This is a genomic window from Micromonospora sp. NPDC049799, from assembly GCF_040656655.1.
Lineage (GTDB): Bacteria > Actinomycetota > Actinomycetes > Mycobacteriales > Micromonosporaceae > Micromonospora.
Genome location: NZ_JBFAMU010000186.1, coordinates 1 through 9,189, shown reverse-complemented (window position 1 = coordinate 9,189; position 9,189 = coordinate 1). Strand labels below are relative to the sequence as shown.

Sequence of the window (9,189 nt, the reverse complement as noted above, 5' to 3'; positions counted from 1 at the left end):
GGCCGGCGTGATCCGGTTGCCGGCGGCGGCGAAACGGCGCAGCGCCCCGGCCAGGGGGGCCTCGGCGTGCACCTCGCGCGCCTTGTCGTCGGCCCGCATCTCCACCAGCAGCGCCACCCGCTCGTGTGCCTCACGCACCCAGCGGAACCAGGGCAGGGCCCGGCAGAGCGCCGTGAAGGGCAGCAGCACCAGGTCGTGACGCTCCTGCGCGTGCGCACGCTCGTGGGTGAGCACGGCGTCCAGCTCGGCGCGGTCCAGCAGGTCGAGGGTCCCCGCGCTGACCACCACCCGTGGCTTCACGCCCGGCAGGCAGTACGCCGCCGCGCTCGGGTGGTCGAGCACCAGCGCGCCGGGGACCGTGGGGTCCTGCCGGGCGACCAGGCTGAGCAGGTCGCGATGCCGGCGCTGGGCCCGGACGGCGGAGTGGATGCTGCGGACGGTCGTGGTCAGCAGCACCGCGCCGATGCCGAAGCCGACGCCGACCAGCCCGAGGTGCGCGGCGCCCACCCCGACGGGGAGGGTGCCGTGGCCCAGGTCGGTGGCGAGGGCCACCAGGGCGCTCCCGGTCGGCCGGTCGTACGCGGCCAGCCCCAGCGCCATGGGCAGCCCCATCGCGGACAGGCCGAGCGCCAGCCCGACCGCCTGCCAGCAGACGATCGCCACCCGCGGGGCACGCCAGGTCCAGGTGGACCGGGCCAGCACCTGGGCGACCAGCCAACAGGCCAACATCGTGACGCCGAAGTGCACCGCGAAGGCCATCGCCGCCGCCCTACCGGTCCACTGCCTCGTCGGTGCGCCGGACCCGGCCGGCGTGCGGGTCCTCGACCCGGTCGGTCAATCCCGCCTCGGCGCCGAGTGCCGCGCGGAGCACGTCCGCCTCGGTCCCGGTCACCGACCGGGCGAAGCGGACGAGCGCCGCGTCCCGGCTGCCGCCGAGGTCGAGCGCGTCGAGCATGAGCTGGGCGATGTACGCCTCGCGGCTGGCCGCCGCCCGGTACCGCCACGCGCGGCCCTCGCGTTCGCGCTGAACCATGCCCTTGCCGGCGAGCCGGTCCAGCACGGTCATCACCGTCGTGTACGCCAGCTCGCGCCCGTCGAGGGCGTCCGCGACCTCCCGCACGGTCACACCGTCCGACGTCGCGGGGACCGAGTCCCACAACACGTCCATCACCGCACGTTCCAGATCACCGAGCCGAGTCACCCGGCAATCTTACCGCTCGTAGTACGACATGCTGTCGGACCAGAGCGCGGTGCACTTCGCACTGCTACCGGCTCACCTGTTGGGCGGTTCAAGGCCGACCGACCTGTGCTGGTACACCAGGTAGGCCAGGGTGGCCGGAAGCATGACGTTCGGCGCCCGTTCGAGGACGTCCCACAGTTCCGGAATCAGCTCTCCGACGGCGGTGACCCGGGACCCGGCCGTGACGAATCCCCACAACGCCGCCCAGGTGTAGACGACGAGCGCCGTCCGGCCGTACGCGAACCGGTACAGGCCGCCGGTGCCCCGGATGTCGCCGATCAGCATGAGCAGCATCAGGGCAGCGATCGCGAGGTCGACCGCACCGATCACGTCCAGCCAGACGGCCGCCGTCTCCTTCGAGACCGTGAGATGGAGGACCCGGTCGAAGGAGCCGGTGATGAGCTTGACGAACGACGGCTGCCCCAGGAGCGCCAGAACGCCATGGCCCAGGAACATGCCGATGCCGCCCACCACGAGTAGTGCGTAGATCACGCGTTCCCGACTCACGGCGCCTCCCTGCGGAGGCAGCCGTCGCTGCCCTTCCCGCGTGGGCCGCTTACCCGCCGCTGACCTCGTCGAACGACGAGGCCGAGTACCCCGAGGGGAGCGGGTCGCAAACGGGTGGGGCTTCCTCGGAAACCCCACCCAGCGGCCGGTCAGACACCCTTCGGGTGCCAGACCGTCTTCGTCTCCAGCAGCGTGGTCATGCGGGTGATGCCGGGGTCGGCGGTCCAGTCGTGGTCGGCCGGGGCCGGCCGGAGCACCCGCTTGAGGTTCTCCGCGGCCTTCACCTCCAGGTCCGCCGCCAGCTCGGCGTCGGTCACCCCGGACAGGTCGATCGCGTTGACGTCCATGTGGCTCGCCAGCGTCGGCGCGGTCTCGCTGATCCGGCCGGTCAGGATGTTGACCACCCCGCCGGGCAGGTCGGAGGTGGCCAGCACCTCGGCCAGGGTGACCGCCGCCAGCGGTGCCGACGGCGAGGCCGCCACGACCACCGTGTTGCCGGTGACGATCGCCGGGGCGATCACGCTGACCAGGCCGAGCAGCGCCGGGGACTCCGGGGCCACCGCGGCCACCACGCCGGTCGGCTCGGGCGCGGACAGGTTGAAGTACGGGCCGGCGACGGGGTTCGCGCCGCCGTACACCTGCGCGAGCTTGTCCGACCAGCCCGCGTACCAGACCCAGCGGTCGATCGCCGCGTCGACCTCGTCGGCGGGCGCGCCCAGGGCCACGAACTGCGCGCGGCGGCCCTCCAGCATCTCGGCCACCCGGTAGAGGATCTGACCCCGGTTGTACGCGGTCGCCCCCGCCCACCCCTTCACGGCGGCCCGGGCGGCGACGACGGCGTCCCGCGCGTCCTTGCGGGAGGCCAGGGAGACATTCGTGTCCTGCACGAGATACGACCGTCCCGACTCGCTGCGCGGGAACTTCCCGCCGATGAAGAGCTTGTACGTCTTGCGTACCGCGACGCGCTCAGACATTGAGGTAACCCTCCAGCCCGTGCCGGCCGCCCTCGCGACCGTAGCCCGACTCCTTGTAGCCGCCGAACGGCGAGGTGGGGTCGAACTTGTTGAACGTGTTGGCCCAGACCACCCCGGCGCGGAGCCGGTCGGCCGTCCACAGGATCCGGGAGCCCTTGTCGGTCCAGATGCCGGCCGACAACCCGTACGGCGTGTTGTTGGCCTTCTCCACGGCCTCGGCCGGGGTGCGGAAGGTCAGCACGGACAGCACCGGGCCGAAGATCTCCTCGCGGGCGATGCGGTGGGCCTGCGTCACCCCGGTGAAGATGGTCGGCGCGAACCAGAACCCGCGCTCGGGCAGCTCGCACGGCGGCGACCAGCGCTCGGCGCCCTCGGCGGACCCGGCGTCGGACAGCTCGCGGATCCGCTCCAGCTGGGCGGCCGAGTTGATCGCGCCGATGTCGGTGTTCTTGTCCAGCGGGTCGCCGACGCGCAGCTGCGCCATCCGGCGCTTGAGCGACTCCAGCACCCGGTCGGCGACCGACTCCTGGACCAGCAGCCGGGAGCCGGCGCAGCAGACGTGGCCCTGGTTGAAGAAGATGCCGTTGACGATGCCCTCGACGGCCTGGTCGATCGGGGCGTCGTCGAAGACGATGTTGGCGGCCTTGCCGCCCAGCTCCAGGGTGAGCTTCTTGCGGGTCCCGGCGACCGAGCGGGCGATGGCCCGGCCGACCTCGGTGGAGCCGGTGAAGGCGACCTTGTCCACGCCCGGGTGCTCGACCAGTGCGCGGCCGGTGTCGCCGGCGCCGGTGACGATGTTGACCACGCCGGCCGGCAGGTCCGCCTGCTGGCAGATCTCGGCGAAGAGCAGCGCGGTCAGCGGGGTGGTCTCGGCGGGCTTGAGCACCACCGTGTTGCCGGCGGCGAGCGCCGGGGCGATCTTCCAGGCCAGCATGAGCAGCGGAAAGTTCCACGGGATGACCTGCGCGGCCACACCGATCGGGCGCGGGTTCGCACCGAAGCCGGCGTGCTCCAGCTTGTCCGCCCAGCCGGCGTAGTAGAAGAAGTGCGCGGCGACCAGCGGCAGGTCGATGTCGCGGGACTCCCTGATCGGCTTGCCGTTGTCCAGGGACTCCAGCACGGCCAGCTCGCGGGAGCGCTCCTGGATGATCCGGGCGATCCGGAACAGGTACTTCGCCCGGTCCCGGCCCGCCATCGGGCCCCACACCGTCTCGTACGCCTGACGGGCCGCGCGGACCGCGCGGTCGACGTCCTGGCCGCCGCCCTCGGCGATCTCGGCCAGGACCTCCTCGGAGGCGGGGTTGACCGACTTGAAGGAGCCGCCGTCGGTCGGGTCGACGAACTGCCCGTCGATGAACAGTCCGTAGGAGGGCTTGAGATCCACCACCGAGCGGGACTCGGGGGCGGGCGCGTATTCGAACATCACTCTCAGTCCAGGGTGAAGTAGTCGGGACCGGAGTAGACGCCGGTCGTCAGCTTGGTGCGCTGCATGAGCAGGTCGTTGAGCAGGCTGGACGCGCCGAACCGGAACCAGTCCGGGTCCAGCCAGTCCGCGCCGACGGTCTCGTTGACCATCACCAGGTACTTGATCGCGTCCTTGGTGTTCTTGATCCCGCCGGCCGGCTTCACACCGACCTGCCGACCGGTGGCGGCGCGGAAGTCGCGGACCGCCTCCAGCATCACCAGGGTCACCGGCAGGGTGGCCGCGACCGGGACCTTGCCGGTGGAGGTCTTGATGAAGTCGCCGCCGGCCAGCATCGCCAGCCAGGAGGCGCGACGCACGTTGTCGTACGTGGCCAGCTCGCCGGTCTCCAGGATCACCTTGAGGTGGGCGTCCCCGCAGGCGGCCTTGGTGGCCACGATCTCGTCGTAGACCTCCTTGTAGCGCCCGGCCAGGAACGCGCCCCGGTTGATGACCATGTCGATCTCGTCGGCGCCGGCCTCGACGGCGGCCCGGGTGTCGGCCAGCTTGATCTCCAGGGGGGCCTGCCCGGACGGGAAGGCGGTCGCCACGCTGGCCAGGTGGACACCGCTGCCCCGCAGCACCTCGGCCACGTACGGGACCATCGCCGGGTAGACGCAGACCGCGCCGACGTGCGGGCAGCTCGGGTCGGCCGGGTCGGGGCGCAGCGCCTTCGCCGCGAGCGCCCGCACCTTGCCGGGGGTGTCCGCCCCCTCCAGCGTGGTCAGGTCGACCATCCGGATGGCCAGGTCGATGGCCTGGGCCTTGGCGGTGGTCTTGATGGAGCGGGTGCTGAGCTGTGCCGCCCGCTGCTCCGCGCCGACCTGGTCCACGCCGGGCAGGCCGTGCAGGAAGGTCCGCAGAGCGGTCTCGGATCGTCCCAGCTCGGAGAGCTCCGACCGGGCCGACGTCGCTGTCGCCGTCATGCCCCGAAGTCTACGCATCCACCGGGCAGGTGATCTTGGTCACTTCGGCCGCCGGTGAGCGATGTCGCTGGTCCGGCCACACCGGCCGTGCCCCGGGCGACGGGCGGGTAGGTTGAGCGACCGTGGACGTACACGTCATTGACCATCCGCTGGCCCAGTCGCGGCTGACCGCCATGCGGGACGCGCGCACCGATTCCTCCTCGTTCCGGGCGGCGCTGCACGAACTCACCACCATGCTGGTGTACGAGGCCGCCCGCTCCTTCCCGATCGAGACCTACCCGGTGCAGACTCCCGTCACCGGCACCCAGGGCACCCGGCTGGCCAACCCGCCGCTGCTGGTGCCGGTGCTGCGGGCGGGTCTCGGCATGGCCGACGCCGCGCTGGCTCTGCTGCCGGAGTCGTCGATGGGCTTCGTGGGCCTCGCCCGCGACGAGGAGACGTACGAGCCGCGCGCGTACATGGAGTCGCTGCCCCGCGACCTGTCCGGCCTGCCGGTGCTGGTGCTCGACCCGATGCTCGCCACCGGCGGCTCGCTGGAGCACTGCTGCCGGCTGCTGGCCGACCGGGGCTGCACCGATATCACCGTGCTGTGCGTGCTCGCCGCGCCGGTCGGCATCGAGCGTCTGGAGCGGTCCGGGCTGCCGTTGCGCCTGGTCACCGCCTCCATCGACGAGGGCCTGAACGACCGGATGTTCATCGTCCCCGGCCTCGGCGACGCCGGCGACCGGCAGTTCGGCGGCATGCCCCGGTTCTGACACCGGTCCACGGCCCGCCGGTCCACCCCGGCGGGCCGCCGTCGTGCCCGTGACGGTCAGGCGCGTTGCCGCGCGGGAAGATGCCGGCACCCGCTACCGTCTCGGGCCATGACTGGTGTTGCGCTCGCCGAAGAGCTGCTGCTGTTGGCGTACGACGATGAGACCGGCAAGGCGACCATGCCCCGGATCAGCCTCGACCTGGGCATGGCCGCGGCCGTGCTGGTGGAGTTGGCGCTGGCCGGCCGGATCGCGTACGCCGACGGCTCCCTGGCGGCGGTCGACCCGACGCCGGTCGGCGAGCCGATCCTGGACGCGGTCCTCGCCCGGATCGCCGACGACACCCCGCACAGCCCGTCCTCGTGGGTGCAGCGGCTGCGCCACGGCCTGCGCGACCGCATCCTCGGTGACCTGGTGGCGCGCGGCGTGGTCCGCGACGTCGAGGAGACCGAGATGGGCTTCATCGTGGTGCACCGTTACCCGGCGGCCGACCCGTCGGTGGAGGAGGACAGCCGGCGCCGGCTCGGGGAGGCGCTCGCCGACGGGCAGCTTCCCGACGAGCGGACCGCCGCACTGGCCACCCTGGTCGCGGTGCTGCGGATGGAGCCGACGCTCGGCCTGACCGGCGAGGCCGCGGTCGACGCCCGCCGCCGGCTGGAGGAGATCGCCGGCGGCGCCGGCTTCTCCGGCAACGTCAGCCTCGACGACTCGGTGGTCCGTCCCAGCGTCGGCCTGGTCGTCGCCGCTCTCGCCCAGGCCGTCGACCAGGCCCTGGGCAAGCGCCCCTGACCCCGCCCCGCCCGCCCGCCCGTGGTGCAAGGAAGGGCCCCTTCCTTACAGGCCCAGCGCGGTGGCGATCTCGGTGCGCAGCGCGGCGACGGCGGCCTCCGCGCGGCGGCGGGCGGCGGTCACGTCGCCGTCCGCGACCGGCTCCACCACCTCCAGGTACGCCTTGAGCTTCGGCTCGGTGCCCGACGGGCGGATCACCACACGGGCCGCCCCGGTACGGAGGATCACCACGTCCGCCTCCGGGAGCAGGTCCTGTGCCTCGGTGACCGGCTGCCCGAGTAGGGCGGTCGGCGTGGCGGCGCGGACACGGGCCATCGCGTCGGCGATCACGCGCAGGTCGTCCACCCGCACCGACAACTGGTCGGTGAGGTGCACGCCGAACTCGGCGGCCAACTCGTCCAGCCGGTCAGTGAGCGTGCGACCGCGCGCCTTGAGGCCGGCGGCCAGCTCGGCCACGGTCAGCGCGGCGGTGATGCCGTCCTTGTCCCGGACGTGGTCCGGGGCGACGCAGTAGCCGAGCGCCTCCTCGTAGCCGAAGACCAGCGGCTCGGCCCCGCCGCCGGCCCGCACGATCCACTTGAACCCGGTCAGGGTCTCGTCGTACGGCAGGCCCCGGGCGACGCACATCGCCCGCAGCAGGGACGACGACACGATCGTGGTGGCGTACAGGCCGGTGACACCACGTCGCATCAGGTGGTCGGCCAGCAGCACGCCCACCTCGTCGCCGCGCAGCATCCGCCATCCGCGACCGGCCGGGTCCGTACCGCCCGGACCGGCGACCTCGCCGGCCGCACTGGCCGCCGGGTCGGTCTCCCGCACCACCACCGCGCACCGGTCCGCGTCCGGGTCGTTGGCGATGGCGAGGTCCGCGCCGGTGGCTTCGGCGAGCGCAACGAGGCGGTCCACAGCCCCCGGCTCCTCCGGGTTGGGGAAGGAGACGGTGGGGAACCGCGGGTCCGGCTCGGCCTGCTCGGGCACCACTCCGGGGACCGGAAAGCCGGCCCGGGTGAACGCGGCGGTGAGCACGGCCGCGCCGACGCCGTGCAACGGCGTGTACGCGACGTTCAGGTCACGCGGGCCGCCCGGGTCGATCACCGCGACGGCGCGCTCCACGTACGACGTGGCCAGGTCGTCGCCGAGCACCTGCCCGGGCGGGCCGAGCGGCACCTCGGCCAGTGGGCCGACGGCCCGGATCGCGGCCTCGATGCCGGCGTCGGCCGGCGGCACGATCTGCGCTCCCGCCCCCAGCGCACCGCCCAACTGGGCGCCGAGGTAGACCTTGTAGCCGTTGTCCTGCGGCGGGTTGTGGCTGGCCGTCACCATCACGCCGGCGACCGCGTCGAGCTTGCGCACCGCGTACGCGAGCACCGGCGTGGGCAGCGGTCGGGGCAGCAGCAGCGCCGGCCGTCCCGCCCCGGTGGCCACCTGGGCGGTGCGCTCGGCGAACTCCCGTGAGCCGCGCCGGGCGTCGTACCCGATCACCAGCGGACCGGAGCCGCCCTGGGCGTCGAGCCAGCCGACGAGCCCGGCGGCGGCCTGCGTGACCACCGCGAGGTTCATCCCGTTCGGGCCGGCGCGGAGCGGGCCGCGCAGCCCGGCGGTGCCGAAGGTCAGCGGACCGGCGAAGCGGTCGGCCAGCTCCGGGGCGCTCGCCGGCAGCCGGTCGAGCACCGCCCGCAGCTCCTCCCGGCTGGCCGGGTCGGGGTCGTCCTCGACCCAGCGTCGGGCCTGTTCGCGAATGTCGTCAATGTCAGTCGTGTCCGCCGGCATGCCTCTTGATAGCACGCCGGCGGGGCACCACGTCCGCCCGACCTCGACTCAGCCGGCGGCGGTGAGCTGGAAGGACCGCACCATCTCGTCGAAGATCGGCCGGCTCTCCTCGAACTTCGTATCGGTCGAGGTCAGGTAGAAGGAGTACGCCCGGCCGTCGTGCACGACGCCCCGCCACACGCCGTGGCGCTTGGCGTCGCCCTCGCCGCAGGTGTACTCGAATTCGGCGGCCGGCATGCCCGCCAGGTCCGCGTCGTCCTTGCGGGCTACCTGGGCGTATGGCTTGGTGCAGGACTTCGAGCGGCTCTGCAGCCCCTCCTCCGCGACCTCGGACCAGCGCACCGAGGTGGTGCTGAACTTCTCCACCAGGATCCGCACCTTGCGGCCTTCGTCGGCGGGGTCGACGTAGTCGACCCAGTCGCCGGCGCTCTTGCGCTGCCAGCCCTTGGGCACCAGCACCCGGACGCCCTTGCCGGAGTGCTCCGCCATCTCCGGCAGGCCGGCCGCCGGGGCCGCCGTGGTCGGGGCGGCCAGCGGCGCGGGCGGGGTCGGGTCGTCGTCGCTGAGCAGGGCCACCGACACGAGCAGCAGCAGGACGGCCAGGCCGCCGGCCGCGGCGAGCTGGACCTTGCGCGGCCAGCCCTGGACGGTCGTGACCAGACGGCCGCCGGCGCCACGCAGGCGGCCGACGGTCCCGCCGCCGGAACCGGCCGGCCGCGTCGAGGCCCATCACCGTCAGTTCGCGGCCGTGGACGGATTCGATGGCGCA

Annotated in this window: 9 protein-coding genes and 1 pseudogene; 2 read left to right on the top strand and 8 right to left on the bottom strand. The window is 73.2% G+C overall.

The features are described 5' to 3' along the window. The 6 genes from AB0I76_RS15895 to deoC form a co-directional block, all read right to left on the bottom strand. The coding region (locus AB0I76_RS15895) for a M48 family metalloprotease (RefSeq protein WP_357035221.1) at nt 1–759 on the bottom strand (759 nt) is incomplete at its 3' end. A 10-nt stretch (nt 760–769) separates the two neighbouring features. Further along, nucleotides 770–1,201 carry a BlaI/MecI/CopY family transcriptional regulator gene (locus AB0I76_RS15890; RefSeq protein WP_357035218.1) on the bottom strand — a complete coding sequence of 144 codons (432 nt, stop codon included), beginning with the start codon at nt 1,199–1,201 and terminating at the stop codon, nt 770–772. Between the two features lie 72 nt (nt 1,202–1,273). Beyond that, complete coding sequence (locus tag AB0I76_RS15885; RefSeq protein WP_357035215.1) at nt 1,274–1,747, bottom strand: hypothetical protein; 474 nt, start codon at nt 1,745–1,747, stop codon at nt 1,274–1,276. A gap of 149 nt (nt 1,748–1,896) precedes the next feature. Then, entirely contained in the window at nt 1,897–2,721 is an 825-nt protein-coding gene (locus AB0I76_RS15880; protein ID WP_357035212.1) for an aldehyde dehydrogenase family protein, read from the bottom strand. Next, nucleotides 2,714–4,144, bottom strand: coding sequence for an aldehyde dehydrogenase family protein (locus tag AB0I76_RS15875; protein WP_357035209.1), 1,431 nt, complete (start codon nt 4,142–4,144; stop codon nt 2,714–2,716). The genes AB0I76_RS15880 and AB0I76_RS15875 overlap by 8 nt, the downstream gene beginning before the upstream one ends. 5 nt (nt 4,145–4,149) lie before the next feature. Further along, the gene (gene deoC / locus AB0I76_RS15870; RefSeq protein ID WP_357035206.1) at nt 4,150–5,109 is read right to left on the bottom strand and encodes a deoxyribose-phosphate aldolase; all 960 of its coding nucleotides are present in this window, start codon (nt 5,107–5,109) and stop codon (nt 4,150–4,152) included. 122 nt (nt 5,110–5,231) lie between these two features. Here deoC and upp point away from each other — a divergent pair, with 122 nt between their 5' ends. Next, on the top strand, nt 5,232–5,864 hold the full coding sequence (gene upp / locus AB0I76_RS15865; protein WP_357035203.1) for a uracil phosphoribosyltransferase: 633 nt from the start codon (nt 5,232–5,234) through the stop codon (nt 5,862–5,864). A 108-nt stretch (nt 5,865–5,972) separates the two neighbouring features. Continuing rightward, nucleotides 5,973–6,650: a GPP34 family phosphoprotein gene (locus tag AB0I76_RS15860; RefSeq protein ID WP_357035200.1), complete on the top strand. Its 678-nt coding sequence runs from the start codon at nt 5,973–5,975 to the stop codon at nt 6,648–6,650. 45 nt (nt 6,651–6,695) lie between these two features. Here AB0I76_RS15860 and AB0I76_RS15855 read toward each other — a convergent pair whose 3' ends face one another. Both AB0I76_RS15855 and AB0I76_RS15850 read right to left on the bottom strand, forming a co-directional pair. Further along, complete coding sequence (locus tag AB0I76_RS15855) at nt 6,696–8,420, bottom strand: phospho-sugar mutase (protein WP_357035197.1); 1,725 nt, start codon at nt 8,418–8,420, stop codon at nt 6,696–6,698. Nucleotides 8,421–8,468: 48 nt separating this feature from the next. Then, nucleotides 8,469–9,119 (bottom strand): annotated as a pseudogene (locus AB0I76_RS15850) (serine/threonine protein kinase); the annotation flags it as partial. Between the last annotated feature and the right edge of the window lie 70 nt (nt 9,120–9,189).

Bases quoted from the DNA above. Each gene is read 5' to 3' on its own strand.
- AB0I76_RS15880 (WP_357035212.1), bottom strand. From the start codon at position 2,721: ATGTCTGAGCGCGTCGCGGTACGCAAGACGTACAAGCTCTTCATCGGC.
- AB0I76_RS15875 (WP_357035209.1), bottom strand. From the start codon at position 4,144: ATGTTCGAATACGCGCCCGCCCCCGAGTCCCGCTCGGTGGTGGATCTC.
- deoC (WP_357035206.1), bottom strand. From the start codon at position 5,109: ATGACGGCGACAGCGACGTCGGCCCGGTCGGAGCTCTCCGAGCTGGGA.
- AB0I76_RS15860 (WP_357035200.1), top strand. From the start codon at position 5,973: ATGACTGGTGTTGCGCTCGCCGAAGAGCTGCTGCTGTTGGCGTACGAC.
- AB0I76_RS15855 (WP_357035197.1), bottom strand. From the start codon at position 8,420: ATGCCGGCGGACACGACTGACATTGACGACATTCGCGAACAGGCCCGA.